22 protein-coding genes and 1 pseudogene are annotated in these 25,652 nt (G+C 73.3%); 7 read left to right on the top strand and 16 right to left on the bottom strand.

The genetic code is table 11. The annotated features are described in order from the left end of the window. Positions 1–153: 153 nt before the first annotated feature. Complete coding sequence (locus tag ACIG3E_RS15560) at positions 154–750, top strand: hypothetical protein (protein ID WP_399615916.1); 597 nt, start codon at positions 154–156, stop codon at positions 748–750. Positions 751–821: 71 nt separating this feature from the next. Here the strand turns inward: ACIG3E_RS15560 and ACIG3E_RS15555 are convergent, their stop codons facing one another. The 8 genes from ACIG3E_RS15555 to ACIG3E_RS15520 form a co-directional block, all read right to left on the bottom strand. Then, on the bottom strand, positions 822–1,586 hold the full coding sequence (locus tag ACIG3E_RS15555; protein ID WP_399615914.1) for a methyltransferase domain-containing protein: 765 nt from the start codon (positions 1,584–1,586) through the stop codon (positions 822–824). Between the two features lie 4 nt (positions 1,587–1,590). Further along, positions 1,591–2,346 (bottom strand): SDR family oxidoreductase, encoded by a 756-nt coding sequence (locus tag ACIG3E_RS15550; protein WP_399615912.1) that lies wholly within the window; start codon positions 2,344–2,346, stop codon positions 1,591–1,593. Continuing rightward, positions 2,343–3,182 (bottom strand): TauD/TfdA family dioxygenase, encoded by an 840-nt coding sequence (locus tag ACIG3E_RS15545; protein ID WP_399615910.1) that lies wholly within the window; start codon positions 3,180–3,182, stop codon positions 2,343–2,345. The genes ACIG3E_RS15550 and ACIG3E_RS15545 overlap by 4 nt, the downstream gene beginning before the upstream one ends. Positions 3,183–3,286: 104 nt before the next feature. Then, on the bottom strand, positions 3,287–4,549 hold the full coding sequence (locus ACIG3E_RS15540) for an aspartate aminotransferase family protein (protein ID WP_399615908.1): 1,263 nt from the start codon (positions 4,547–4,549) through the stop codon (positions 3,287–3,289). Between the two features lie 81 nt (positions 4,550–4,630). Beyond that, positions 4,631–8,860 (bottom strand): amino acid adenylation domain-containing protein, encoded by a 4,230-nt coding sequence (locus tag ACIG3E_RS15535; protein WP_399615906.1) that lies wholly within the window; start codon positions 8,858–8,860, stop codon positions 4,631–4,633. Beyond that, complete coding sequence (locus ACIG3E_RS15530) at positions 8,857–9,432, bottom strand: DUF6309 family protein (protein WP_399615904.1); 576 nt, start codon at positions 9,430–9,432, stop codon at positions 8,857–8,859. Before ACIG3E_RS15530 ends, ACIG3E_RS15535 begins: the two co-directional genes overlap by 4 nt. A gap of 15 nt (positions 9,433–9,447) precedes the next feature. Next, positions 9,448–10,248 (bottom strand): phytanoyl-CoA dioxygenase family protein, encoded by an 801-nt coding sequence (locus ACIG3E_RS15525; protein WP_399615902.1) that lies wholly within the window; start codon positions 10,246–10,248, stop codon positions 9,448–9,450. Positions 10,249–10,333: 85 nt separating this feature from the next. After that, complete coding sequence (locus ACIG3E_RS15520) at positions 10,334–11,614, bottom strand: MFS transporter (RefSeq protein WP_399615900.1); 1,281 nt, start codon at positions 11,612–11,614, stop codon at positions 10,334–10,336. 732 nt (positions 11,615–12,346) lie between these two features. Here ACIG3E_RS15520 and ACIG3E_RS15515 point away from each other — a divergent pair. After that, the gene (locus tag ACIG3E_RS15515) at positions 12,347–12,742 is read left to right on the top strand and encodes an ATP-binding protein (protein WP_399615898.1); all 396 of its coding nucleotides are present in this window, start codon (positions 12,347–12,349) and stop codon (positions 12,740–12,742) included. Between the two features lie 186 nt (positions 12,743–12,928). Then, positions 12,929–13,315: an STAS domain-containing protein gene (locus ACIG3E_RS15510; RefSeq protein ID WP_399615896.1), complete on the top strand. Its 387-nt coding sequence runs from the start codon at positions 12,929–12,931 to the stop codon at positions 13,313–13,315. Between the two features lie 7 nt (positions 13,316–13,322). On the opposite strand, the gene ACIG3E_RS15505 is transcribed toward ACIG3E_RS15510, so the two are convergent. From ACIG3E_RS15505 to ACIG3E_RS15480, 6 genes and pseudogenes are all read right to left on the bottom strand, one after another. Next, the gene (locus tag ACIG3E_RS15505) at positions 13,323–14,594 is read right to left on the bottom strand and encodes a PP2C family protein-serine/threonine phosphatase (protein ID WP_399615894.1); all 1,272 of its coding nucleotides are present in this window, start codon (positions 14,592–14,594) and stop codon (positions 13,323–13,325) included. Continuing rightward, on the bottom strand, positions 14,591–15,682 hold the full coding sequence (locus ACIG3E_RS15500) for a SpoIIE family protein phosphatase (protein ID WP_399615892.1): 1,092 nt from the start codon (positions 15,680–15,682) through the stop codon (positions 14,591–14,593). The genes ACIG3E_RS15505 and ACIG3E_RS15500 overlap by 4 nt, the downstream gene beginning before the upstream one ends. Then, on the bottom strand, positions 15,679–16,155 hold the full coding sequence (locus tag ACIG3E_RS15495) for an ATP-binding protein (protein ID WP_399615890.1): 477 nt from the start codon (positions 16,153–16,155) through the stop codon (positions 15,679–15,681). The genes ACIG3E_RS15500 and ACIG3E_RS15495 overlap by 4 nt, the downstream gene beginning before the upstream one ends. Then, positions 16,152–16,550, bottom strand: coding sequence for an STAS domain-containing protein (locus ACIG3E_RS15490; protein WP_399615888.1), 399 nt, complete (start codon positions 16,548–16,550; stop codon positions 16,152–16,154). Before ACIG3E_RS15490 ends, ACIG3E_RS15495 begins: the two co-directional genes overlap by 4 nt. Continuing rightward, positions 16,547–17,419: an STAS domain-containing protein gene (locus ACIG3E_RS15485; RefSeq protein ID WP_399615886.1), complete on the bottom strand. Its 873-nt coding sequence runs from the start codon at positions 17,417–17,419 to the stop codon at positions 16,547–16,549. Before ACIG3E_RS15485 ends, ACIG3E_RS15490 begins: the two co-directional genes overlap by 4 nt. 385 nt (positions 17,420–17,804) lie before the next feature. Continuing rightward, positions 17,805–18,648: pseudogene (locus ACIG3E_RS15480) on the bottom strand (RNA polymerase sigma factor SigF). 194 nt (positions 18,649–18,842) lie between these two features. On the opposite strand from ACIG3E_RS15480, the gene ACIG3E_RS15475 reads away from it, so the two are divergent. The 4 genes from ACIG3E_RS15475 to ACIG3E_RS15460 all read left to right on the top strand — a co-directional run bounded on the left by ACIG3E_RS15475 (position 18,843) and on the right by ACIG3E_RS15460 (position 22,376). Continuing rightward, positions 18,843–19,061 carry a hypothetical protein gene (locus tag ACIG3E_RS15475; RefSeq protein WP_399615884.1) on the top strand — a complete coding sequence of 73 codons (219 nt, stop codon included), beginning with the start codon at positions 18,843–18,845 and terminating at the stop codon, positions 19,059–19,061. Between the two features lie 351 nt (positions 19,062–19,412). Continuing rightward, positions 19,413–20,276, top strand: a complete 864-nt coding sequence (locus tag ACIG3E_RS15470) for an SDR family NAD(P)-dependent oxidoreductase (protein ID WP_399615882.1) — start codon at positions 19,413–19,415, stop codon at positions 20,274–20,276. 127 nt (positions 20,277–20,403) lie between these two features. Then, positions 20,404–21,489, top strand: a complete 1,086-nt coding sequence (locus tag ACIG3E_RS15465) for a hypothetical protein (RefSeq protein WP_399615880.1) — start codon at positions 20,404–20,406, stop codon at positions 21,487–21,489. 23 nt (positions 21,490–21,512) lie between these two features. Further along, positions 21,513–22,376, top strand: a complete 864-nt coding sequence (locus ACIG3E_RS15460) for a DUF3592 domain-containing protein (protein WP_399615878.1) — start codon at positions 21,513–21,515, stop codon at positions 22,374–22,376. 39 nt (positions 22,377–22,415) lie between these two features. On the opposite strand, the gene ACIG3E_RS15455 is transcribed toward ACIG3E_RS15460, so the two are convergent. Continuing rightward, positions 22,416–23,822 (bottom strand): DEAD/DEAH box helicase, encoded by a 1,407-nt coding sequence (locus ACIG3E_RS15455; protein WP_399615876.1) that lies wholly within the window; start codon positions 23,820–23,822, stop codon positions 22,416–22,418. Positions 23,823–24,201: 379 nt separating this feature from the next. After that, complete coding sequence (locus ACIG3E_RS15450) at positions 24,202–25,521, bottom strand: amidohydrolase/deacetylase family metallohydrolase (RefSeq protein ID WP_399615873.1); 1,320 nt, start codon at positions 25,519–25,521, stop codon at positions 24,202–24,204. Positions 25,522–25,652 lie beyond the last annotated feature (131 nt).

Raw genomic sequence — 25,652 nt, 5'->3', positions numbered from 1 at the left:
CAACTCTTGGACTACACACCGCCGTTGGCCCAGACCAAACGGCGTACCGGTCGGCGAGCCCTCGCCGACGCTCCCCCGCACACGGCAACGCGCCACCCCCCACACAGATCGCCTCCCCCCACGAGGTACGCCCCCCACACCAGGAAGAGAACCATGCGAAGGAACCTGCTCCTGAGATCCGTCGTCGCGGCCGTGGTGACGGTGGCCATCGGGCTCTTCGGCTCCGGGGCCCAGGCCACGCCCCTCCCCCAAGGGCGGCCCGCCGCGGCGACGGACATCACGGCGAAGGGCCACGGCATCACGGCCGACGAGCTGACGGCGCTCGCGGCGGCGGGCCCGCGGTCCTTCCAGCCGCCTCCGGGCGGCTGGCCGGTCCCCTCCGACCGCAGCTACCGCCTCACGGCCTCCTGCCAGCAGTACGCCGCGACCATCCGGCAGGGCGCGGCCGCCTGGGCGAACCTGGACGAGACCACCAGCCAGGACACCCCGGTGGAGTGCCGCAACTCCTACATCACCGACTGCGGCGGAGGCGGCAGGATCGTCGGCTGCAACTGGGGACGCGGGCAGCGCATCGCGCTCTACATGGGCGGCGTGCGCGACCAGACGCTCCTGGCCGCGCACGAGTTCGGCCACGACTGGTACAACCACTCCGGCTACCAGTGCGCGGGCTGGACCAGCCCGCAGCACGTGATGGCGCCCTCGATGTGCGGCTTCGGTCCCGGCGCGAGGAACCCGGTCCGCATCGACTGAGGCTCGCGGACGAGCCCTCGCGGTTCCTTCCCCTTGATCGGGCCGGTGGCGGCACCTCGCCACCGGCCCCTTCAACGTACGGGACCGGCGACGGGCTCCCCCGCCCCCAAGTGCCGCCAGCGCACCGGGTCGTGGTCGTCCGCGCCGGGCCGGTCGACGGGCAGCGGGCCGGGGGACCTGGCGTCGAGGATGAGCGCCTCGTCGCCGCCCGGCTGGAACGCGTAGTCGACCCGGTCGAGGCGGGACGGCACGTCCAGGGCGTCCAGGGCGGCGCGCAGCCGTTGAAGGCCCTCGTACCGGCGGTCGCTGGTGTGCAGGACCACCGGGAAGAGCCGCACCTCGCGGCGCGCCACCCGCACCAGCTCGATCAGCGCGCTCAGATGGAACTCCTCGCTCAGCTGCGCCCCGTAGGAGAACAGCAGGTGCGAGCTGAGCACGAGGTCGAAGGAGCGGTCCGCGAAGGGCAGGTGCGGCAGCGAGCCCGCGACGTAGCGGTCCGGGCGGGCCGCCAGGTCGGCGCGGAAGGCGCGCGCCGACGCCGCCCTCAGGCGGGTGTAGCGCTCGGGGCCGCCGAACCAGTCCCACACGTAGCGCTCCGGGTGGTCGGCCACGTCCGCGTGCTTGTGCTCGATCTCGCGCAGCGCGAGCGTGCCGAGGAGGTCGCGGCCCTGACCGTACTGCGGGTCGACGGCGACCGCGTCGGTGCCCCGGGCCCCGGCCTCGGCCACGAAACTCGCGGCGCCGCCGGGGCAGTCGAGGATCCGCAGGCCGAGGTCGTCGTCCGTGAGCGCGAACATCGCCCGGTACTCGTCCAGGGAGCGGGCACTGACCAGCATCGCGTCACCCCCTGCCGACGTAGGGCATCGTGGTGGGCAGCACCGTCAGGGACTGCACGTTGGTGTCGAGCGGCATCGACGCCATCAGCACCAGGGCCTCGGTGAAGCGCTCCACCGGGATGGTCGCCTCGACGGCCATCGTGCCGTCGCCCTGCATGGACGGCGGCTGGGGGCTGCCGTCCACCGGCGTCACGTTGCCCACGTCGATCTGCCCGCAGGCGATGCCATAGGGGCGGCCGTCCAGGGACAGGCCCCGGGTGATGCCGAGCACCGCGTGTTTGGCCGTGGTGTAGGCGATGGCGTGGGGGCGCGGCGCGTAGGCGGACGGCGCGCCGTTGTTGATGATGCGGCCGCCCTGCGGGGACTGGTCGCGCATCACGCGGAACGCCTCCTGGGAGCAGAGGAAGGTGCCGGTGACCGTGGTGGCCATGATCGTGTTCCAGTCGTCGACGGCCACCTCCCCGACCGGCTTGCGGGGCACCACCGCGCCCGCGTTGTTGAACAGCAGGTCGAGGCGGCCGAAGTGGTCGACGACCGCGCGGAACAGCGCCGCGACCTGGTCCGGGTCGCTGATGTCGGTGGGCACCGCGAGCACCCGGTCCGCACCGGCGCCCGACAGGGCCGCGGTCTCCTCCAGGGTCTCCTTGCGCCGCCCCGCGAGCGCGAGCGACCAGCCCTTCTCGAGCAGGGCGAGCGCGGCGGCGCGGCCGAGGCCGCTGCCGCCGCCGGTGACGACACCGATCCTGCCGTCGCCGCTCATCGCTCGTTCATCCAGGCGCGCAGGATCCGGCGGGCCCGCGGGCCCGGGGCGTCCACGTACGGGGAACGGCCGTGCAGCACCCGGCTGTTGCGGATCATCAGCAGGTCGCCCGCGCCGAGCTGGAGGCCGAAGGCGATCTCCGGGCGGTACAGCACCTCGTCCAGGTAGTCGAGGGCCTCCAGGCGCCGCGCGTCGAGCTCCGCGGACGCCCGTACCGTACGGGTCTGGTAGTAGCAGCCGATCGTCCCGTCGTCCTGGGTGAACAGGATCGGGGTGAGGACGATCTGCTGGCCCGCGCGGCCGCTGCGGTCGAAGCGCCACTCCTGCTGCAACAGGGCCAGCACGTCGGGGCGTTCGCGCTCGATGATGTCGTACACGTGCCGGGCGCTGGCCAGCTTGGTGGTGCCGCCGCCGTCCGCCGCGGGCCGCAGACAGAGCAGCACGAGCAGGTCGCAGGTGTCGCAGTGGAAGCCGAGCTCGGTGGCGCCGTCGCCGTCGCGGTCGCGCAGGATGGTCCACAGGTCGCCCTGCGCGTTCTGCGGGATGGCCCCGCCGATCTCGTCGAGGACGCGGGACAGACCGGTGATGAGGTCGGCGTCGGACGCGTCCGGGGACATCACGTTGCGCACGTTCACGAAGCCCACGGCGTCCAGGCTGCCGCTGATGAAGGAGCGCACGGTGGCGTACGCGGCCTCGCCCGCGCCCCAGCGCCCGGTGAGGGCGTCCGACCACAGCAGCCGCCGGTCGTCGTCGGAGACCGACAGCGACCACACGTCACGCGCCGACTCCAGATAGTCGCTGGTCCAGCCGATGTCGTCGATGGTGGTTCCGGTCATACGTGATCAGTCCTTTCGAGAGCGTACGGGTACGGCAGCGCCCCGAAGGGGCGCGGGGAACTGCGCGACCAGCCACGACGAATCCGCAGGCAACGGACGGCCCATCACCGCGATTCCAGCGAAGCGTTGACCGCCTCGGACCACAGCGTCAACGCCTCGTCGACCTGCTCGGCGGTGACGACGAGCGCCGGGATCATCCGTACGACGTTGCCGTGCACCCCGCAGGTCAGCAGGAGCAGGCCCCGCTCGGCGGCGGCCTGCTGCACACCGCGGGCCAGGGCCGTGTCGGGGGACCCGTCGGGGTCCTGGAACTCGCTGGCCAGCATCAGGCCCGTGCCGCGCACGTCGGCGATCGCCGGGACCTGGGCGGCCACCTTGCGCAGCCCGTCCGCGAGGCGGCGGCCCTGCACGGCGGCGTTGGCGACCAGGCCCTCGTCGCGGATGACGTCGAGGGTGGCGAGCGCGGCGGCGCAGGCCACGGCGTTGCCGCCGTAGGTGCCGCCCTGCGAGCCCGGCCGGGCCTTGCCCATCAGCTCCACGGACGCGGCGATGGCCGACAGCGGGAAGCCGCTGGCCAGGCCCTTGGCGGTGATCAGCACGTCCGGGGCGACCCCGGCGGCGTGCTGGTGGGCCCAGAACCGCCCGGTGCGGCCGAAGCCGGTCTGGATCTCGTCGAGGACCAGCAGGATGCCGTGCCGGTCCGCGCGCTCCCGCAAGCCCGCGAGGAAGGCCGCGGGCGCGGGCACGTATCCGCCCTCGCCCAGGACGGGTTCGACGAAGATCGCGGCGGTCTCCTCGGGCGCGCTCACGGTGGCCAGGACGTGGTCGAGGCCGCGCAGCGCCTGCGCGACGGCCGCCTCCTCGCTCAGGCCGAGCCGGAAGGCGTGCGGGAAGGGCGCCACCGCGACGCCGGGCATCAGCGGGCCGCTCGCGGCGCGGAACCGGGTGCCCGCGGTGCTCATCGCCGCCGCGCCCATGGTGCGCCCGTGGAAGGAGCCGTCGAACACGATCACGTTCTGCCGTCCGGTGGCCTGCCGGGCGAGCCGCAGCGCGGCCTCCACGGCCTCGCTGCCGGAGTTCAGGTAGAACAGCGCGTCCAAGCCCTCGGGCAGCACGTCGCCCAGGCGCTCGGTCAGCGTGAGCAGCTGGTCGTGCAGCACGGTCGTGTACTGGCCATGGATGAGTCGGCCTGCCTGCTCGCGCACGGCCTCCACCACCCGGGGGTGGCAGTGGCCGGTGTTGGTCACGCCGACGCCGGCGGTGAAGTCGAGGTAGCGACGGTCGTCGGCGTCGTACAGGTACATCCCCTCGCCGCGGGTGGCGACCACGGGCGTGGCCTGCTGGAGCACCGGGGAGAGCTGGGGCATCGCGTCACTTCCTAGGGGTTCGGTGGCCCGCCCGGCGGGCGGGACCAGGGGAGCTGGGCCGGGTGGGCCGCATGGGGGGGTTCAGCGGCCCGGGTCGGCCGGGACCGGCGAGCGGTGCGGCAGGAAGCCGACGTCGGCCGCCCAGGTCAGCGCGGCCGACCACCACTGCGCGGTCGGCTCGGCGAACCGCACGCCGAGCCGGTCGAGGACGGACTGGGTCCACGCGCTGTCCACGACGACGTTGCGCTCGCCCAGCTGGGACCAGGTCGAGGCGAGCCGGGCCATGGTCGGATGGTGCCGCTCGGCGCGGGCGAGCGCCGCGGCGAACGTGGCGTCGTCCGTGAGCCGGATCGGATAGCCGTGCCGGACCATCCACGCCACGAGTTCGTCGTGGGCGACGGTGTGCGGCGACTCCTCGTGGTAGACGCCGGGCGCCGCGTGCGGATGGACCGCGAGCGCCGCGATGCCCGCCGCCACCGTGTCCACGTGGGAGAACTCGAACGTCGTCGAGGGCCTGCGCGGCGCCGCCCCGGCCAGGACGTAGCCGCGCACGGTCTGGTAGATCCGGTTGTCCGCGACGTTGCGCTGGAAGGCCCCCGTCCTGCTGTGCGCCGCGATGTGGCCGCTGCGGTGGACGTAGGCCTGCCCGCCGGTGGCCGCCCAGGCGCGCACGGTTTCCTCGGCGTGGAACTTCACCTTCTCGTACGGGGTGCGGAAGGTCTGCCCGATGCGCAGGTCGGCCTCGCTGAAGCGGCGCGCGGGCCCCTCCACCTCGCCCGAGACGGCCAGCGTGGAGACGTGGTGGAAGCGGGCGCCGGGGGTGTGGGCGTCGATCCAGTGGAGCAGCCGCCGCACCGCGGTGTGGTTGGTCCGCTCCAGTTCGGCGGGCGAGGCGACCAGGCGGACGTCCGCCGCCGCGTGGACGACGACCCGGGCCGCGCGGGCGCGGGCGAGCCCGGCCGGGGTCAGGCCGAGGCCGTCCGCGGTGATGTCACCGGCGATCGCGTCGGCGCCGCCGAGCCGCCGGGCCGCCTCGGCATCGTTGTCGCCGCGTACCAGGCAGGTCACGCGGGCGCCGCGCGCGGCCAGTTCGGTGAGCACGTGCCCGCCGAGATAGCCGGTCGCCCCGGTGAGGAGCACGGGCACCGGCTCGCGCACCACCGTCCAGTGCCCGCGCGCGGGCGCGACGGCGGTGTGCACCAGCTGGCCGGACGTGGAGACGGGCGTCCGCGCGTACGCGGGCGGGGCGGCGTCCGCGGCGGCGGCCACCGTGGACGAGAAGGCGGCCACGATCCGCTCCGCGCTCTCGTGCGACAGGCGCGGCCAGGCGTAGACCAGGTCGGTCACCAGGCGTCCTGCGACGATCCGGGCGGTGAGCCGCAGCCGGTACAGCGAGTCCCCGGTGGCGCAGCGGGCCGCCCCGGCCTGCTCGTCCGCCACCGTCCAGTCCAGGGACGGCTCGTCGGGCAGCCGGAAGGTGCCGAGGAAGTTGAACGCGGCCTCGGGGCGGGCTCCTTCGACGTCCATCGGCAGCTGGGGCGCGCCGCGCACGAGGTCCTCGACCTCCGCCGTGCGCGCGTCCCGCTCGGCCGTCTCGGCGGCCTTGACGGCCAGCCACTTGACGGCGGTGAACCAGCCCACGGTGTCCAGGTACTGGCCGTCGTCGCCGTCGGTCCCCCGGCCGTGGGTCTCCACCTCCACGCCGAGGCTCCGCTGCCCGCTCCAGGCCAGCGTGGCGTCGGCGAACGCCGCGAGCAGGACCGCCTCCAGGCGCTGGGCGCCGCCGTGGCGCTCCAGGAGCCTGCCGGTCGCCTCCTCGTCGAGGCTCCACACGAGGGTCGCGGGTTCGGTGCTCGACGTGGCGTCGTCCACCGGGAGCCGGGGGGCGACCGCCGGGTGCGCGGGCGCGGTGCGGGGTGTGGTGGCGGCCCAGGCGTAGAAGTCGGCCGTCGGCGCCAGGTCGGCCCGCTGCCCGGACCGGGCGGCCCGGTAGGCCGCGGCGAGGTCGTCGAGCAGGATGCGCCAGGAGAGCCCGTCGACGACGAGGTGGTGCGCGATCAGCGCGAGCCGGTCGTCGACGCCCTGGCCGCCGGAGAACAGATGCACCCTCAGTAAGCGCCCGGCCTCCGGGTCGAGGCTTCGGTGCAGCTCGGTACAGAGCGCACCGACCGTCTCGGGCAGGGCGTCCTCGGGCCGCAGCCGTGAGTGGCTCACCGCGTCCAGGTCGCCCGCGGGGCGCAGCGGGCCGAGGCCGCCGGGGCCGACCGGCCTGCGCAGCGCCGTGTGCCGGTGCAGCACGGCCTCGACGGCCCGCGCCAGGGCCCCGGGGTCCACGCGCTCCCGGCAGCGCAGCAGCACGGACTGGTTCCAGTGCCGGGGCTCGTCGACGGGCTGGCGGAACAGCCACCGCTGGGCGGGGGCCAGGTGGCGCGGCTCGGCGGCCAGGCTCTCGGCGCGCGCCTGCGGGCGCCGCCGGGAGGAGGCGGCGACCGCCGCGAGCCGGGTGGGCGTCGGGTGGTCGTAGAAGTCCTCGAACGCGACGCGGTGGCCGCGGCGGCGCAGGAAGGCGATGGTGCGCATGGCGAGGATCGAGTCCCCGCCCAGGCCGAGCACGTCCGCGTGCGGGTCGACCACGGGCAGGCCGAGCGCGTCCGCCCACAGCTCGCACAGGGCGTGCGCGAGCGAGGCGGCACAGCGGTCGGCGGGCCGGGTGGCGGCGGTGGGCTCGGGCCGCGCGGTCCGGGCCCGGGACTCGATGAGGCCGGACACGGTGTCGCCGAGGCGGGCGCGGTCGAGCTTGCCGTTGGCGCCGAAGGGGAACTCCGCGAGGGCGAGGATCGGCTGCGGCACGGAGTAGCCGGGCAGCCGGTCGTGCAGGTGGGAACGGAGCGCGGCGAGGGTCTCGGCCTCGTCGCGCCCGGCGGTGAGGCGTACGGCGGCCAGGAGTTGGTTGCCCGCCGGGGTCGCGCGCACGATCACCGCGCCCTGGCCGACGCCGGGGAACTCCTCCATGGCCCGCTCGATCTCGGCGGGGTCGACGCGGAAGCCCCGGACCTTGACCTGGCGGTCCGAGCGGCCGACGAAGACGAGGTTGCCGTCGGGCCTGCGGCGGCACACGTCGCCCGTCCGATACATGCGCAGGCCCTCGTGGGCGATGAAGCGGCGTGCCGTCTCGTAGGGGCGGCCGAAGTATCCGGCGCTCACGCCGCGCCCTCCGATGTACAGCTCGCCCTCCGTCCCGTCGGGCTCCGGCGTCTCGGGTGCGCGGGTGTCGGGCACGAGCCGCAGGTCGGCCTCGCCGATGGCGGTGCCGATGGGCACGGTGGGTTCGTCGGCGGGCAGGTCGGCCACGGCGGCGGCGAGGAAGCAGGTGGCGCCGACGGTGGTCTCGGTCGGGCCGTAGTGGTTGGCGACCCGTGCGGCGATCCCCTCGTCGAGCAGGCGCGCGGCGAGCGACCGGGGCAGCGCCTCGCCGCCGAGCAGGACGGTGTCCAGGGCGGGCGCGTCAAAGGGCCGCCCGGCGAGCAGCGCCGTCAGGTGGGACGGGGTCGTCTTGAGGACCGAGACCCCGGCCTCGCGCAGCGCGGCCCAGAACGCCTCGGGGTCCCGCGCGGCCGCGTCGGGCACGACGTGCACCGACCCCGCGGTCGCGAGGGCGAGCAGCCAGGAGGTGTGCCCGAGGTCGGCGGCCAGGGTGGTGACGTGGGCGACGCGGGGCGCGTCGGCGTCGGTGAGGCCGAGCCGGTCGCGCAGGGCGAGCGCGTAGTGGGCGGCGTTGGCGTGGGTGACCGCGACGGCCTTCGGCTCCCCGCTGGATCCGGAGGTGAAGGACAGGTACGCCAGGTCGTCCGGCGCGCAGGGCGGCGCGGCGGCGGGTGCGGCGGGCGCGCTCGCGGCGAGGGCGTCGACGTCGACGACCTCGGTGCGGTACGGCTCGGGCGCGTGCAGCTCAGGCGCGGTGGTCAGGGCGTGGCGCACCTTGACGGCGTCGAGGCGGCGGTGCACGTCGCGCGGGCTCCACCCCGGGTCGACCAGGACGGCGGCGGCGCCCGCGCGCAGGACGCCGTACAGCAGCGCGCACATGCGGGCGTCCCGGGGGCCGAGCAGGGCGACGCGGTCGCCGCGGTCGGTGCCGAGGCCGCTGAGGCGGGCGGCTATGTGCCCGGCGGCGGTGTCGAGTTGCCGGTGGTCGAGGGTGCGGGTCCCGTCGCTGAGGGCGGGTCGGTCCGGGTGGGTCCTGGCGTTGAGTTCGAGCAGGCCGGGCAGCGTGGCGTCGGGCAGCGAGGCGGCGGTTCGCGTCGCTCGCGTCATGGGCGCAGACCTCCGGAGGTGGCGTTCGGCGCGTCCGCGCCGCCGGTGAGCGGGGTGAGGTCACCGGCGATGTACGCGGTCAACTCCTCGCTCGGCGAGAGGCGTTCGGCCAGCTCCCAGGCGAGCAGGCGGTGCAGGCCGTCGAGGTGGACCAGGCCGTCGTCGGTGGGCAGGTCCGCGTAGTGGTCGTGCGGGATCGGCCGGGTGGTGAGGTAGATGGAGCTGAAGGCGGAGGTGCGGAACAGGGCGATCTTGCCGGTGCAGACGGGGTTGGCCGCCGTGAACTCCGCCTCGTGCGCGCGCAGCAGGTCCGCCGCCTGGCCGACGGTGAGGCCGGTGCGCGGCACCAGTTCGCGGCCGCCGCCGCAGCCGAGGTGCCAGGGCAGCAGCACCGAGCGGACGTCGGCGCGGGAAAGACCGATCGTCGACCAGGTGCCGAAGGTCGCGTCGGCCAGGCGCAGCGCGCTGTCCGCGTCCTCGTTGGTGTTGACCTCGTGGGCGCGGCCGACGGGATGGTCCCGGTGGAAGCGGGCGCGCACCTCGTCGAAGGTGGTGGGGCCGATGATGTGCATCCGTGCTGTCCCTTCTCACGCCGACCGGGCGTACTCGGTGAAGTGCCGTTCCGCGAACAGCTCCGGCCAGCGCCCGCCGTCGAGGTCGCGGGCGCGGGCCGTGGCCAGCATGTGTCGCCAGTACGGCTTCACGGGCCGCCAGCGCGCCCCGGTCTGGCAGTATGAGGCGTCGACGAAGTAACGGGGTAGGGTGCCCGGCGGACTGGGCGCGGGCCTGCGGGCGTGCAGCAGCGCCGAGTTGATGAGCACGGTCGAGCCGGGCGGCAGGTCGTCGATGACCACCTCGTCGGGCAGTTCGGTGGTGCCGAGGTGGGCGAGGTCGGCCTTGCTCCAGGGGTCGCGGTGGGAGCCGGGCACCACGGTCAGGGTGCCGACCGTGCCGTCGAGCCCGCCGAGGTAGTGCAGCGCGTGCACCATCACCAGGTCGCGGTCGCCCAGGTCGTTGGGTTCGTGGTCGTGGTGCCAGGACTTGCCGGGCGCTCCCGGGTTGTGCCGGTCGCTGTGCAGATGGTGGAAGACGAACGGCGCGCCCAGGAGGTCCGCGATGATCCGCAGCAGCGGGTCGTAGGTGAGGAGTTCCCCGTGTGCGGCCAGTTCCAGCTCCATGACGGGCGGTGGTGCGTCGTGGGGCCCCGGGTCGAGGCAGGCGGCTATCGAGCGGGAGCGCAGCCCCTCGTCGACCCAGCGGTCCACTTCCGGGACGAGCCGGTCCCGCAGCGCCGCCGGCAGCAGGGCGGGCAGGACCAGATAGCCCGAGTCCGCGAAGTGCTCCCGCTGCGCCGCCAGCGTCTCACTGCCTTCAAAGGATAATGGCATCTACCCCACACCTTTCTGTGACCAGGAATGACGCAGTGAATCGTGGATGTTATCAGTGCGACCGGTCCGTACAAGCGTTGTCGGCTCAATTCCCGCCGGTGCGACTCGGCTGTGCCGCCGGAATTACCGACGGACCTGCCACTTCGACACTCGACGAACCGGATCTCCCCAATGGCGAGAAACGAGTACCGAGCCAGACGAAGAACTGAATGACCGCGATGGCCGTGAACAAGGTGGCCACCCCGAACTCGACGACCAGCCAACTGCCGAGCAGCGAACTGACCGGAACGGCCGCGAACGGAATGGCCCGCTGGAGCCCCACCACCCTGCCGAGGAATTCCGGGTCGACCGCGCCCTGCCGATAGGTCCGCCACGGCACGATGAAGGTGGAGGTCGTCGTGCCGACGACGAACCAGCACACGGTCAGCGCGCCGATGCCGGGCCACAGCGCGGGCAGCGTCAGGGCGATGACCTTCACCGCCATGGCCGCCGCCATGAGCGTGCCCGCGGAGAACCTCCGCAGGAGCACGGGGGACGCGGCGGCGCCCAGGACGGCGCCGAGCCCCTGGGCCGCGGCGATCACCGCGAGGGAGGCGGGGACGTCCCCGGTGGGCCCGGCCACGATGTAGACGAGATTGGCCGCCGCGGCGGGGAAGGTGAAGTTCGCCAAGGTCAGCAGGATCGTGGCCCACAGGAGGGCGCGTTGCGTCATCACCATGCGCAGCGCCGCGACGGCGTCCGGCACGAGCGAGCGGCACGCGGCCCCGAACGAGGTCCGCAGCCGCCGCCCCGCCGCGACGACGGCGGTGGCCGCGATCAGCAGGGCGGAGACGGCGAACGACGCCGCGTTCACGAAGCTCGCCGCGGTCGGCCCGAGCAGCGTGACCACCGCGACGCCCGCGACCGGGCCCAGCATGCCGAGGGTGCCGTCCGCCCCCTGGACCCAGGCGTTCATCGAGGCCCGCCGGTGTTCGGCGACCCGCTCGGTGATGAACCCCTGGAACGCCGGGAACGAGAACGGCCGTACGCACCCCAGCAGAAAGGCGGCCGCCATCACCAGGACCGTCGGCGGATCGATCAGACAGAGCACGCCGATCCCGGCGACGATCGCCGCGGAGACGACGTCGCAGGCAATCATCAATTGCCGTCGGTCGGCCCGGTCGGCGACGACTCCGCTGAAGAGTCCGATGACCACGAAGGGCACGAATTCGATCGCGTAGGTCAGCGCCGTCGAGACCGCCGACCCGGTCAGCTGGAGCACGAGGACGGGTAAGGCGAAGCGGAATACCCAGTCCCCGGTGCTGGAAATGATGAAGGCCGACCTGAGCAGCCGCTCGTCGCGCCGCCGGGCGTCCGGTTTCTCCACGGGCCTCCGGCACCGGGTGCAGGCCGCACGGGAGGAGCGCGTGACGTGGGGGCGCCGCCCATGCGTGTGCACAGCAATCACTGACCCTCCCCGCCCAGAAAAGGAAAAGAAAACGGAAGCGCGCACGGGGTGGTCCGTACGGTGTCCTCGGATGTCGCTCGGCTCGGGCTCAGAGAAGCACAGGAAGCTTCGGTTCCACCATCCTTGTCCTGCCATCTGAGACCATTTCAACATGTGCAACGCCGGGCATTTCACCATGTGCAACGGAGGCTAATTCCAGGCGGTGCTTGGCCGGGGAATCTACCCGCGCCTCGAATGGAAAGACAAGACGTTGACTGGGTGCCGCGCCAGGAGTATGGTCTACACCACTTCTCCGGGAATGTGATGGCTTTGCGCTGCCCACTCGCGCCCTTGGCGCCGACGCGCCCCATAAACTACTCGTGAGTTATACCGGCCAGTCAACATCCGTCGCCCGGCCGCATTCGAGCCGCCCGTCGCCCTTTCCATTCCCGTGGGCTCGCTCCCCCCGCGCGCACTCCCCTCGGAACACCGGGAAAGCAAGGCGGCGCGCCGATGGACCCGCCGCCGGGATCGACGTCCACGGCCCGCCCCGCCCCGGCTCCCCGCCCGCCCGGCCACCGCGTCCGCGGACCGCTCCAGAACCACCGCGTACTCCGCGGGGTTCGGGGCAAGCGATCGGTGTGAACCGCGGAACGACGGGAGGTTGTCGTGATGCACCCTCCGAAGGAGCAGCGAGTGGTGCGCGAGTGGGAGCGTAACGGGGCGGTGTCGGCGGCCGAGGCACGCGCGGCGGCGCGTGACTTCATGGCGTCGGTGGGATACGACGACGAGCGGCAGGCGGAGGCGGTGCTCCTGGTCGTGTCGGAGCTGGTGACGAACGCCCTGCGGCACGCCCACGGCGTGACCGCCCTCCGGCTCGACCACAGCGACCGGGGCCTGACCGTCTCCGTGTACGACGCCGCCGACGAGCCGCCGCGCACCCTGCCGCTCGACCCGGCGCGGCCGGGCGGCTTCGGGCTGCACCTGGTGCGGGACCTGGCAGGACGCCTCGACGTCGAGTGGTGTCCTGGCGGCAAGAGAGTGCGCGCCACCGTGCCGCTGTCGTGAACTCCGCGGCCAGGCCTGGTCCGTTCACCGTCCGCAGGCGTGCCGCGTGCGCGGTGTGTGAGCAAGGCGACATGGACCCTGGACACCAACACGCAGGTAAGGGCGTCGAGTCGGGGTACAGGTCAGCTCCACGAACGCACGTCAGCAGCGAGTCGGGCGGTGACGGCCCGGGAGAGGTGCGCAGCCATGGACAACCGCTTCTGGATCGGCCGCGAGGACGAGGAAACGATCGGCCACGAGGGCGAACCCACGGAAGCGCGGGCCGTGTTGCGGCTCTCGGGCGAGCTGGACCTGGAGGGCGCGCCGTCACTCGCCGAAGCCGCGGGACCGCTGCTCAAGGACGCGTCGCGGACCCTCGTCCTGGACTGCCACGACGTCACGTTCTGCGACTCCAGCGGGCTCAACACCCTGCTGAACCTGCGGCAGCGGGCGGCGGACTCGGGCGCTCGGCTGCTGCTCGCGCGGCCGTCCGCCCACGTCCGTCATCTGCTGCGCCTGACGCACACGGAGCGGGTGTTCCACGTCGTCGAGGCCACCGACGCCGTGGGCGACGCGTCGGCTCCGCGCTCCTGACCCCGCCCTACTCCCGCGGCCCCGGCTCCTGGTCCGGCCCCGTCGGTCCCGCGCCGAGGCGCACCGCGAGGGCGAGGGTGTCGTCGGCGTGGAGTATCACCGCGTGCATCTCCTTGGCGAGCGCCCTGGGGAGTCGGGCGGTGGGGCGGTGGGCGTGGTCGCGGACCGCGCGGGCGAGGCGTGCCTCGCCCTCCTCGGGGTTCCTGCGGCTCTCGGTGAGGCCGTCGGTGTAGAGCAGCAGCAGGTCGCCGGGGCGCATCCGGGTGCGGCGGACCTCCTCGCTGCCGGGCAGCGGGAAGCCGATGCCCCGGCCGGGGGTTTCGAGGTACTCGGTGCCGCCGCCTCGGCGCATGAGCAGCGCGGGCGGATGGCTGCCGCCCGCGAGGTGGAGTTCGCCGGTCTCCGGGCGCAGCCGGGCCAGCAGGACGGTCGCCATCAGGGCGGGGTCGAAGGGCGCGAGCACCTCGTCCGTGCGGCGCACGATCGAGTCCAGGGGGTGGCCTTCGAGGGCCAGGGTGCGCACGGCGTGCGTGACGTTGAGGGCCGTGCGGGTGGAGCGGACGCCGTGGCCGAGCGCGTCGACGACGGTGATGTGCACGGTGCCGTCCGGCAGGACGAACCAGTCGTACAGGTCGCCTCCCGTGGGCGCCTCGGAGTCGGCCGGGGCGTAGTGCACGCCCAGTTCGAGGCCCGGCACGTCCAGGACAGGCGGGCGCAAGGCGTCCTCCAGTTCGCGCAGGACGCGGCCGTGGGCGCGGCGCACCTGCTGGTCGCGCTCGTCGAGCTGGACGTACAGGGCGAGCACACCGCTGTTGGTCTCGGCCAGTTCGTGCTTGAGGAGGCGGTGTTCGGCCTTGAGGGCGTCGACCTGGGCCAGGGCGGCGCCGAGTTCCTTGAGGAGCACCTCGGTCTCGCCGTGCGGCAGGTCGTCCGCGCCCCGCGGCTCCGGCGTCGCCCCGGCGGTGTCGAGGGCGATGTGCCAGGTCACGGTGGACGGCGTGGTGCTGTGCGCGGCGAGGGGCAGCTCGTCGTCGCCCATGTCGACGCGGCACGCGCGGTGGTCGAGGGTCACGACGAGCAGCGGCGCCCCGTCCTTGACGGCGTCCTGCCGGGCGGCGGTCAGGGTGACCGGGTGGCCCGCCTCCACGAACGGCGCGGCCACGCGGTTCACGGCGAGCGCGAGGCGGGCGCGTACCTCCACGCCGAGGCCGTGGGTGTCGGCGAGCGAGCGGACGGCGCCTCTGAGCGCCGACAGGGAACGGAGGTCGGTGGCGGTCATCGGGGCCTCTGAGGGGTCTCGATCCGAGGGGGTCTGGGCTGGGGGGCCGTGGGCTGAGGGGTCTTGACGGTGACGACGGTCGCGTCGTCGCGGCCGCGGCGGAAGCCGTGGACGAGGGCGGCGGCGAGCAGCGGCGGCGGAAGGCGCAGCAGGAACGGCTCCGGGTCCCGGGACCACCGCTGGTCGACGCCGTCGGTGTGGAGTACGGCCGTCGTGCCCGCGGGCGCGACGAGGCGGCGGACCCGCGGCGGGGGCATGTTCCAGCCGACGACGCCGGGCTGGCCGCTGAGCCGGTGGGCGACGTCGTCGGCAGACAGGAGCGCGACGCGTACGTTGCCGACGCCGCAGTAGTCCAGGGTGTCGTCCCGCAGCCGCAGGACGCCGATGGCGGCGCCCCGGGAGTGGCGCAGGGCGCGGTGCGCCGCGGCGAGCAGGTCGGGCAGATCGGCGTCGGGCATCCGGTGGAAGCAGCGCACGGCGGCGCGGGCGGCCTCCTCCGCCTGTGCTCCGTGGCCGAGCCCGTCGACGGCGAGGGCGGTCAGGCCGCGGTCGGTGAGGGCCACGGCCGCGGCGTCGCCGCAGTGCCGCTCCCCCTCGGCGGGCAGGCACAGGGACCCCACGGGCCGTTCGGCGTCCGTGGTGCGGTGCGGGGGCGCGAGGCGGGCGCAGACCAGGGTGCCGGTGCCCGCCCGGGTGCGGATGGTCAGGGTGGTGGCGATGCGGCGGATCGCGCCGAGCCCCGCGCCGAGGGTGTTGGTGGTGGTGTAGCCGTCGGTCAGACAGCGCTCCAGCTCGCGCATGCCGGGCCCGCGGTCGGCGGCGATGATCTCCAGGCCCTCGCCGTGCGGGAGGCGCTGGAGGTAGAGGCTGCCGCCGCTGGCGTGCTTGGCGATGTTGCTGGCCAGCTCGGACGCGACGACGGCCGCGCGGTCGGGCAGGGCACCGGGCAGCCCGCACCGCCGGGCCAGGGTGCGGGCGGTGGCCGCGGCCAGGTGCACGGCGCTGAAGTGGTCGATGGGGACGGCGCGGGTGGGCTCCGCGAGGACGGGCCGCGCGGCGCCGGGTCCACCGCCGGGGCCAGGGGTCACGCCCGCCTCTTGTGCCACCGCACGGCCGTGACGACCGTGCCCCGCCCGGCCTCGGTGCGCAGCGTGAAGTCGTCCATGAGCCGACGGGCGCCGCCGAGGCCGTGGCCGAGGCCCGCGCCGGTGGTGAAGCCGTCGGTGAGGGCGGCCTCCACGTCGGCGATGCCCGGGCCGTCGTCCTTGACCGTCAGCCGCAGGCCCGTGGTGCCGAGCCCGCGCACGATCTCGACGGTGAGGGTGCCGCCACCGCCGTGCACGTAGGCGTTGCGGGCCAGTTCGCTGGCGGCGGTGACCACCCGGGTCTGGTCGACGATGCCGAAGCCCGCGAGCACGGAGGCGGCCCGCACGGCGTGCCGGACGTGCAGCAGGTCCTCCTCGCTGTACACGGTGTGGGTGGTGGACTCCTGCGGGCGGACCCGGCCGGACACCCCCTCGGTGCGCGGCGCCGCGGCGGTCCCCGCGTCGGCTCGCGTCATGGCTCCGCCCTCTCCCGCGGCGGCGCGCCCTTGCGCCAGCCCAGGGCGGTCAGGCCCTGTTCGGCGCTGAGCGCCGTCTCGACGCCCGCCAGCTCGATGCCGAGCTCGACGAGCGTGATGGCGACCGGCGGGCGCATCCCGGCCACGATGACGCGGGCGCCGAGCAGCCGCGCCATGGTGCTGAGGTCCATCAGCATGCGCGCGACGAAGGAGTCGACGAGTTCCAGGCGGGAGATGTCGATGAGGACGCCGCGCGCGCCGCTGGCCACGATCGTCTCGGTGAGTTCCTCGGTGAAGGCAAGCGCCGACTTGTCGTCGAGCTCGTTGAGGAGCCCGCTGACCAGGACGTCACCGAGGCGCAGGATGGGCACTCCCGCGGTGGGGCGCTCGGTCACCGGCCGTCCGTCCCGTCCGGGCCGGGGGTGTCGGCGAGCTTGATGGCGGCGGCGAGCGCGTCCGCGAGCGTGGCGCGGGTCAGGATGGTCGACAGGTCGATGCCGAGCTGGGCGATGGTCTGGGCGATCGGCGGCCTGATCCCGCTGATGACGCAGTCGGCGCCCATGAGCCGTACCGCCTTGACGGTCTGCATGAGGTGCTGGGCGACGGCGGTGTCGACGGTGGGCACACCGGTGATGTCGATGATGGCGACCAGCGCCTGGTCGTCCTGGATGGCCTGGAGGAGGTTCTCCATGACGATCTGGGTGCGCGCGGTGTCCAGGGTGCCGATCAGCGGTACGGCGAGGACCTGGCGCCACAGCCGTACGACGGGGGTGGACATCTCCAGGAGCTGGCGGCTCTGGCGGCGGATGATCTCCTCGCGGCCCTCGACGTAGACCTCGAACGACAGGGCTCCCGCGCTGTCCAGGAGCTGGTTGATGAGCAGCGCGGCCGCGAGGATCTCGTCGCTCTCGTGCGTGCCGCGGCGCACGGCTTCGAGGAGCGCCTGTTTGAGGGCCTGGACGGCGAGCGAGGCCACGGTCGGCGTCGCGCCGGCGCGCGCCCGGCGCAGGGCGAGGTCGGTGACGCTCCTGTTGAGGTCCTCGTGGGTGTGGACGAGGCCGGGCGCGTTCCCCGGGCCTTGGAGGGCCCCGGTCAGGGCGCGCACCAGGGCGTCGGCCTCCTCGTGCAGTTCACCCTCGGTCAAGTCGCTGCCGAGCACGGCTTGTTCGCGCTGGAGGCGCACCCAGCGGTCCGCGATGTCGTCGGCGTTCGCGCGCAGGACCTCGGTGACGCGTTCACGTACGGCGGTGTCGCTGCCAGTCACAGCCCAACCTCTCACCTTCCGGAGCCGCCCGACGGGGCGTCATCCCTTGTGCTGCCGACCGGGAGTGGGGGCGGGGGTTCGGCTCACCCGGCCGGTTGTCGCCCGCTGCCCGGCACATGTTATCGACCCCTTCGCACCACTACCGGCGGGTTCCGCGCGGCGGACGGAGCGAGGGCAGTCGTATTCTTCCGACTCCGTGTACCCCTCAGTCCCGTACGAACCATGGCACTTAAGGGTGATTCGGGAACGCGTGAGCGGGCGCGAGCGGGGAACCGAGACGAACGTGGCGGGGCCGCGTGCGACCCCGCCACGTTCCTGTCGTGCGGCGGCGTGGGGACGCCGCGCACCGCGTGCGGTTGTCCGGTCGGCCCGCGACCGGTGAGGCTCAGGCGCCTTCGGGCAGCAGGCCCGCGCGCAGCCGGCCGAGGATGCGGTTCAGCAGGCGGGAGACCTGCATCTGCGACACCCCGATCCGCTCGCCGATCTCCGCCTGCGTCAGCTCCTCCACGAACCGCATGTGGACGATCTCCCGGTCCCGCTCGGCCAGTTCGCCGATCAGGGGCGCCAGGCTGTTCAGGTCCTCCACGAGTTCGTACCCGGCGTCCTCCGCGCCGATGAAGTCGGCGAGGACGGCCTCGCTCTCGTCCCCTCCCGCGCCGGTGAGCAGCGTGGTGTCGAGGGGACGAGGACGTATAGGCGTTGGCCGCCTTGCGGGCCTCGACGACCTCCTCCTCGGGCAGGGACATCAGTTCGGCAAGCTCGGCCGTGGTGGGGTCGCGGTCGAGGCGGCTGGACAGCTCCTCGGTCGCCTTGACCAGCTCGATGCGCGCTTCCTGGAGGCGGCGCGGCACGTGCACGGCCCAGCTGGTGTCCCGGAAGAAGCGCTTGATCTCGCCGACGATGTAGGGGACGGCGAACGTGGTGAACTCCACTTCGCGCGTCAGGTCGAAGCGGTCGATGGCCTTGATCAGACCGATCGTGCCGACCTGCACGATGTCCTCCCGCTCGTCGCCGCGGTTGCGGTAGCGGGTGGCGGCGTAGCGGACGAGGGAGAGGTTCAGCTCGATCAGCGTGTTGCGAACGTACTGGTATTCATGGGTGCCTTCGTCCAGCACGGCGAGGCGGGCGAAGAACTGCTTGGACAGCACCCGGGCGTCGCGCGGCTCGACGGACAGCGGCGCTTCGACCAGTGGCAGTTCACCGTCCGCGCCGCTGTGCGTTGCGGGCACCTGGACCTCGGACACTGCGCCTGTCGCGGCAGCCACACCTTCCACCCTTCTCTCGACGTCACTGGCTCTCCCCGCCCCCGAGGGGGATGTGACGTGCGTCTGCCCGCCGTTCGTTGTTCCATGCAGGCGGATTCGGGTGATCCCTGAGTACGGCTACTCATGGGCGGGCCGCGGCCGACGCCTACGGTCGCAGGGTGCCCGACGACTCACCGCCGCCTCGACGGCCCGCCCCGCGCAGGCGCGGCCCGGGCTGCTGCCTGCCGCTCGCTGTGCTTCCCCTCGCCTGGCTCCTGGCCGCCGCCCTCCTGCCCGGGGAGGCGGGCCGGGGCGCGGGGTGGGGGCCGTTGTGGGTGGCGGCGTTGGTGTGGAACGGCGCCGACGGCCGAGGCGGCATCAGCCACTTGCTCGGCTAGCACCCGTCGGCCGGGGCCTCGTCCGCGGGTGTCGGGGCGGCGGCGACGAGTTCACCTCGAAGCCGTCGGTGTTCTCCAAGTAGGCGACGTAGGTCCGTTCACCCCTGGCGTGCGGGTGGCGGTCGGGAAAATCAGGCTCCAGCCGCGCCGCGGCGCTTCGGTACGCCCCCGCTCCCCGTATCCGGTCAGCTGATCAACGGTGAGAGGCATGCGGGGAAGCCAACGGAGGGGTCCGACACCCGGTCAGGCGCCAGGAGGAAACCCCTACCGCGGCGGCGCCACATGAGGGATATTGATCATGACGATGCGTCTCGTCTCGTCCGTTCATCCATCACCAGGGGGGCACCACCCATGTCGACCACAACACACGGCACCGGCCGCGTCTGGTTCATCACCGGCGCCAGCCGCGGACTCGGCCGCGCCTTCGCCGAGGCGGCGCTGGCCGCGGGCGACCGCGTGGCCGTCGCCGCACGCACCACCGGGCCGCTGGAGGAGCTGGCGGCGGCCCACCCCGGGCGCGCCCTGGCGCTGGGCGTCGACGTGACCGACCGCGACGCCGTGTTCGCGGCCGTCGCCGAGGCGGTCGAGCACTTCGGCCGACTCGACGTCGTCGTCAACAACGCCGGTGCGCTGTCGATGGGGATGGTCGAGGAGTTCACCGAGGCCGAGGCGCGAGCCCTGCTGGACCTCAACTTCTTCGGCGCGCTCTGGGTGAGCCAGGCCGTGCTGCCCACCCTGCGCGCGCAGGGCCGGGGGCACATCGTGCAGATCTCCAGCATCGGCGCCCTGGGCGGCTTCCCGAGCAGCGGCCTGTACAGCGCGAGCAAGTTCGCCCTCGAAGGCCTCAGCGAGTCCCTCGCCATGGAGGTGGCCGACTTCGGGATCAAGGTGAGCATCGTCCAGCCGGGCGGCTACTGGACCGACCTCTACACCCGCATGGGCAGCACGGAGCCGCAGGAGGCGTACGCCCCGCTGCGGGCGGAACTGGAGAAGCAGTTCGCGGAGGGCTCCGTCGACAGCGACCCGCGGCTCGCCGCGCGGGCCCTCCTCACGCTCGTGGACAGCGAAAGGCCCCCGCTGCGGCTCCTCTTGGGCAGCATGGCCTACGACCTCGCCTTCGACCTGACGCGCGGCCGCATGGACACCTGGGCGTCCTGGGAAGAGGTCAGCCGCGCCGCGGAAGAGGCGATCCCCGCGCCGCCCACCGCCGACTGACGCCAGGCACACGGGACTTCCTCCCGAGGAGAGTGGCCGAGGGGAACGGCCGAGGGGACCCTGTCGTGACCATGAGGGTCAGCCACAGGTCTGTCGGCCGTCACCCCCGGCATGCACAATCAGCCGCATGACGATCACCGCGGGCGCTCCGCCCACGCGCGAGACGCCCGCCGATCTCACCCTGGCGTTCCTGACGGGCGGGGTGATCGGGACGTCGCTGACCGCCTTCGTCAGCGGGTGCGTGGTCGAGAAGGCGTCGCTGATCGTCCTGGGCCTCGCCCTGCCCGCGGTCTACGGCCTGCTCTTCTTCCTCGGCACGCTGCCGCGCCGCGCCCGCGAGGCGGCCGTCGCACCGCACACGGCGCTCGCGATGATCGAGAGCCGGGAGGCCGTCGGGGGTGAGACCAGCGACGTACCGGTGCGGTTCGACCTGACCGTCGCGCCGGACGACGTACCCGCGTACCGCGTCGAGATCCGGCAGGACATCAACCTCGTCGACCTTCCCGACTACCGGCCGCGCGGGATCGTGGTCGTCGAGTATCCGCCGGACCGGCCGTGGAAGGTGCGGATCGTGCAGCGGCCGACGCCCCAGTGGGAGGAGCGGGCGGCGGAGGCGCTCCTGGACTCGGCGCCCGGTCCCGCCATGAAGGGCGATGCCGAGAGGGGCGGCGTCGGGGGCCTCCTCATGCTCCTCGGCCTGCTGCTCGGCGTGGCCGGGGTGCTCCTGCTGTTCCGCGACGACCTGTTCGGCGACGACGGGGCCGCCGCCTCGCCCCGGCCGTCCGTCTCCACCTCGTCGTCGTCGACGACGACCACCGTGACGTCGGCGACCGGCACGGTCACCCTCGGGCCGGGCCAGTCGATGCTCGACCGGGGCGAACTGCGCGGGTCCGTCGAGTCGTTGACGCGGGGCGGGGGCAGGCGCCAAGCTCTCACCGTCGTCGTGCAGGACCGCATGCTGACCATCGCCTTCTCCCCCACCGGCGTGAAGAGTGCCGGGTTCGACCCGCGTTCCCTGCCCTACGCCCGCGTTCCCGCGCTGGTCGAGGAGGCCAGGACCACGCTCGGCGTCGACTCCCCGCAGAGCTGGCAGCTGACCGCCGACGGCGTCGGCGGCTCGCTGACGCTCCGGATCTCGGTGACCGGCCACGGGCACACGGGGACGCTGGAGGCGGACGGGCGGGGCACAGTGCTGCGGCGCGACGGCAGGTGACCGGATCGGCAGGAGGAGCACGCGTGGGGTGGGACCGCTTTCTGGTGCTGTGGTGCGCGGTCTGGGGTGTGGCGGCCCTGGTCGGGTGCGGCCTGTCGCTGGCCGGGGTGACCAAGGCACAGCGGACGGTGCGGCTCACGGGGCGGATCGAGCGGGTGCGGGAACCCCGTCACGGCGGGTCCCGGTCGGGCGGGATAGCGGTGGTCGTCTCCTATCGCGACCCGGCCTCTGGCCAGGAGGTGACCGTGACGAACGACGGCGAGCGCGGCGAGCTGATCACCGTAGCGTGGGAGGGCCGGGAGATCGGCGTCAGCCACCCGCGGGGCAGGCCGCACGCCTACCGGTTCTCCAACCTTCCCGAGGAGCCCGGTCGTGGGCTGTTCTGGCCGGGCTTCGCGGTCTTCCTGGCCTACGCCGGTCTGGTGGCCCTCGCCGCCGTCGAGCGGGGGTGGCCGTGGGCGCTCATCGGCTTCGGCGGGCCGTGGGCGGCCATCGGGCTCCTCCACCTGCCCGGGGCGGTGCGTGACACGCGCGAGCGCCGCGCCCGGCTTGCCGCGATGGAGTCCGTCCGGGGACGGGTCGCCGCGGTCCTGAAGGACGTCAGCGTCGACGAGGACGACGGCCACACCACAACCACCATCACCCCGGTCGTGTCGTTCACCACCCGCGAGGGCACGGCCGTCACGGCCCACTGCACGTCCCACCTCCCGGACCCCGCCGGAGCGTACGGCCGCGACGTCACGCTCCACCACACACCCGCCGACCCGGCCGAGTTCACCCTGGACCGCGCGGCCGACCACCGGTCGTACGGGCAGGACGTGGTGATCCACGTCGTGGCGGTCGTCGTGCTGGCGGCGACGGCAGTGGCGGGAGCGGTGCTGCTCTGAGGCCCGCTCCGGATACCGGGGGCGAGGCCCGCGCGGGGCTCAGCCGCCGCGGCGCACCCGGGCCGCCTGGCGGGCCTCCGCCAGCTTGCGGGCCTCGCTGCTCCTGCGGGACGACCTGGTGCCGGAGCCGGAGCCGCCCTTCGCGTCCTTGGTGCTGCCCAGGCCGCGGAAGGGGGCGTTGTGGTTCTTGGGCCGCGAGGCCGCGGACCCGGCGTCGAGGGGCTTGCCGGAGGGAGTCCGCGCGCCGGTGATCCGGCTCAGCTCCGCCTCGCCGGAGCGCACCTTGGTGACCTTGGGGGTGACGTCGGCGTCTGCCATGACCTGGCTCGTCTCGCGGCGCTGTCCCGACAGGACGAGCGTCACGACGGTGCCGGAGCGACCCGCCCGGGCCGTGCGGCCCGCGCGGTGCAGATAGTCCTTGGGGTCGGTGGCCGGGTCGACGTTGACCACGAGGTCGAGGTCGTCGACGTGCAGGCCGCGCGCCGCGACGTTCGTCGCCACCAGCGCGGTGACCTCCCCGTTCTTGAACTGGGCCAGGGTCCGGGTGCGCTGCGGCTGCGCCTTCCCGCTGTGCAGGGCGGCGGCGGCCACGCCGTTGGCCCGCAGGTGCCGGGTGAGCTGGTCGACGCCGTGCTTGGTGTCGAGGAACAACAGGACGCGGCCGTCCCGGGCGGCGATCTCCGTGGTCACGGCGTACCGGTCGGGGCCGTGGACGACGAGGACGTGGTGCTCGATCGTGGGGACCGCGCCGGACGGGGGGTCCACGGAGTGGACGGCGGGGTCGCGCAGATAGGTCCGCACGAGCTGGTCGACGTCCCGGTCGAGGGTGGCGGAGAACAGCATCCGCTGCCCGTCGGGACGCACCTGGTCGAGGATCTCGGTGACCTGCGGCAGGAACCCCATGTCACACATCTGGTCGGCCTCGTCCAGGACCGCGATACGCACCCGTCCGAGGCGGCAGCCCTTGCGCGCGACGAGGTCGTGCAGCCGACCGGGCGTGGCGACGACGATCTCGGCGCCGTCCCGCAGCGCGGCGGCCTGCCGCCCGATGGACACCCCGCCCACCACGGTCGCGAGCCGCAGCCGCAGGGCCTCGGCGTACGGGGTGAGTGCCTCACCGACCTGCTGCGCCAGCTCCCTGGTGGGCACCAGGACGAGGGCCAGCGGCTCCTTGGGCTGTGCGCGCCGCCCGGCCGTCCGGGCGAGCGTTCCCAGGCCGAAGGCGAGCGTCTTGCCGGACCCGGTGCGGCCGCGGCCGAGGACGTCCCGTCCCGCGAGCGCGTTCGGCAGCGTCGCCGCCTGGACGGGGAAGGGCACCGTCACACCGTGCTCGTCGAGCACCCGCAGCAGCGCGGCGGGCAGCCCCAGGTCAGCGAAGGACGCCGCCGTGGGGGCTCCCGGCGCCTCGTCCTGCGGCCGGGCGTCGGTACGTGCTGATGCGCTCACAGAGAGCCTTCCTCCGAGGGGACCGTACCGAGGAAGGCGCGGCGGGGACGCGGCCACCGGCGGGGCACCGAACGGGGCTCCGACACAGTGACGCTGCAAACGCTCAACGCTAGCACGCGTCCGGTGTCGCTTCGGTCCGTGTTCCCCTCGGTAAGCGCGATGGCGCTGTGGGGTCAATGCGGCACAGAGCGTACCGAGGGGTGGCGCACATTGGCTCGTAAACGCGGTTACGTCGGCGCCGAAGCCCTGGTAAGGACCTCAGCACGCTGCCAGGAAGGGCTCGGCCCGCGGTGCGGGCCGAGCCCTCCCCCGCTCACCCGTCACCGAGCACCCCGTAGAGGCGATGTCCGGCGACGGGCTGCGGCGTGGGCCGGACCGCTCAGTGCCCGATCGGCCCGTCCGCCGGCTTCGCGCTCGGCGTGTACTTCTTCGCCGTCTTGCCGTTGAGGTCCCAGACCACCTGGCCACCGCGGACGGTCAGCTCCGTGGACAGCTTCTGGGTGCCGTCCACGCGGAAGCCGAAGCTGTCGACGTATCCGAAGGTGCCCTGCTGACGGGCGAACACCGCGATGTCTGCGGGCGCGCCCACCGAGAGGTTCCCCAGGTCGGGTCGCTTGATCGACTGGGCGGGCTGCCACGTCGACGCGCTGATGACGTCCTTCAACGGCATGTTGAGGGCGAGGAACTTGGACATCACGTTGGTCATGTCCTTCATGCCCGAGTTCATGCTGGTGATGTGCAGGTCGGTGGAGATGGCGTCGGGGGTGAACCCCTCCTTCAGCGCCGGGACCGCGACCCTCCAGCCGAAGCTGCCGCCGCCGTGGCCGACGTCGTAGAGGACGCCGCGGTCACGTCCCTGCTGCATCGCCGGGTTGAGCTTGCCGTCCGGACCCAGCTCGCCGCGGTTTCCGGAGTAGGCGTGCGAGTAGATGTCGCCCGGGCGCAGCTTCTCGGTGAGCAGCGTCTTCAGGGGGCGCTCGGGGCGGGGCTCACCGAAGTCGACGAGGACCGGGACGTTCGCGTCCTTGCCCGCCTGGATGGAGTTGTCGACCGGCGTCCACTCGGGTCCCTCGTAGTGCGCCGTCTTGATGCCGACGATCGTGTCCGGGTACTGGCGGGCCTTCTCGGCGGCCGGACCCGGCTTCATGTCGCTGAGGTCCTGCTCGGCGGGGTTGCCCGCCATGCCCTTGCCGACGATGTTCAGGAAGGCGAGCACACGGGTCTTGGAACGGTCGATGGTGTTCTTCTTGAAGAGGTCGAAGTTGGAGGCACCGGCGGATCCCGCGTCCACCGCGGTGGTGACACCGGAGCGGAAGGTGAAACCGTCGGGGGCGACGCCGTTCTTGCCGTTGGCGTACGCGTCCTCCGGCCCGTTGAAGAGGTGGGCGTGCAGGTCGATCAGGCCCGGCGTGACGACGTTGCCCGCCGCGTCGACGGTCTGCTTCGTGGCCGACGTGTCGATGTCCGCGGCCACCTTGGCGATCTTGCCGTCCTTGACGGCGACGTCGCGCACGGCATCGACGTTGCTCTTCGGGTCGATGACGTGGCCGCCCCGGATGACGAGGTCGTAGGCCTCGGGGGTACTGGTCTTCGTCCCGGCCGTCGCGCCGGTGGAGGGGGTGGCGCCGATCGTGGCGCCGACGACGAGGGCGATCCCCGCGGGCAGCAGGATTCGGTGGAGCCGGTCTCTTGTGGGCATGCGGATTCCCATCTCAGATGACGGCGATGTGGTCTAGACAACTGTGCCCGACGGAACGCCTTTCAATCAATGAAGCGTCCATGTATTTCTGTGGTCACACAGAAGACCGAACAGATCAAGCCACATGGGGA

Source organism: Streptomyces sp. NPDC053474 (assembly GCF_044544845.1).
Lineage (GTDB): Bacteria > Actinomycetota > Actinomycetes > Streptomycetales > Streptomycetaceae > Streptomyces.
Note: the sequence above shows the minus strand (reverse complement) of the source record. Positions and strands in the feature narration are given on the sequence as shown.

What these genes read in the sequence shown, in the direction of transcription:
- ACIG3E_RS15560 (WP_399615916.1), top strand. Translation starts at nt 154, where the DNA reads ATGCGAAGGAACCTGCTCCTGAGATCCGTCGTCGCGGCCGTGGTGACG.
- ACIG3E_RS15555 (WP_399615914.1), bottom strand. Translation starts at nt 1,586, where the DNA reads ATGCTGGTCAGTGCCCGCTCCCTGGACGAGTACCGGGCGATGTTCGCG.
- ACIG3E_RS15550 (WP_399615912.1), bottom strand. Translation starts at nt 2,346, where the DNA reads ATGAGCGGCGACGGCAGGATCGGTGTCGTCACCGGCGGCGGCAGCGGC.
- ACIG3E_RS15545 (WP_399615910.1), bottom strand. Translation starts at nt 3,182, where the DNA reads ATGACCGGAACCACCATCGACGACATCGGCTGGACCAGCGACTATCTG.
- ACIG3E_RS15540 (WP_399615908.1), bottom strand. Translation starts at nt 4,549, where the DNA reads ATGCCCCAGCTCTCCCCGGTGCTCCAGCAGGCCACGCCCGTGGTCGCC.
- ACIG3E_RS15535 (WP_399615906.1), bottom strand. Translation starts at nt 8,860, where the DNA reads ATGACGCGAGCGACGCGAACCGCCGCCTCGCTGCCCGACGCCACGCTG.
- ACIG3E_RS15530 (WP_399615904.1), bottom strand. Translation starts at nt 9,432, where the DNA reads ATGCACATCATCGGCCCCACCACCTTCGACGAGGTGCGCGCCCGCTTC.
- ACIG3E_RS15525 (WP_399615902.1), bottom strand. Translation starts at nt 10,248, where the DNA reads ATGCCATTATCCTTTGAAGGCAGTGAGACGCTGGCGGCGCAGCGGGAG.
- ACIG3E_RS15515 (WP_399615898.1), top strand. Translation starts at nt 12,347, where the DNA reads ATGCACCCTCCGAAGGAGCAGCGAGTGGTGCGCGAGTGGGAGCGTAAC.
- ACIG3E_RS15510 (WP_399615896.1), top strand. Translation starts at nt 12,929, where the DNA reads ATGGACAACCGCTTCTGGATCGGCCGCGAGGACGAGGAAACGATCGGC.
- ACIG3E_RS15505 (WP_399615894.1), bottom strand. Translation starts at nt 14,594, where the DNA reads ATGACCGCCACCGACCTCCGTTCCCTGTCGGCGCTCAGAGGCGCCGTC.
- ACIG3E_RS15495 (WP_399615890.1), bottom strand. Translation starts at nt 16,155, where the DNA reads ATGACGCGAGCCGACGCGGGGACCGCCGCGGCGCCGCGCACCGAGGGG.
- ACIG3E_RS15470 (WP_399615882.1), top strand. Translation starts at nt 19,413, where the DNA reads ATGTCGACCACAACACACGGCACCGGCCGCGTCTGGTTCATCACCGGC.
- ACIG3E_RS15465 (WP_399615880.1), top strand. Translation starts at nt 20,404, where the DNA reads ATGACGATCACCGCGGGCGCTCCGCCCACGCGCGAGACGCCCGCCGAT.
- ACIG3E_RS15450 (WP_399615873.1), bottom strand. Translation starts at nt 25,521, where the DNA reads ATGCCCACAAGAGACCGGCTCCACCGAATCCTGCTGCCCGCGGGGATC.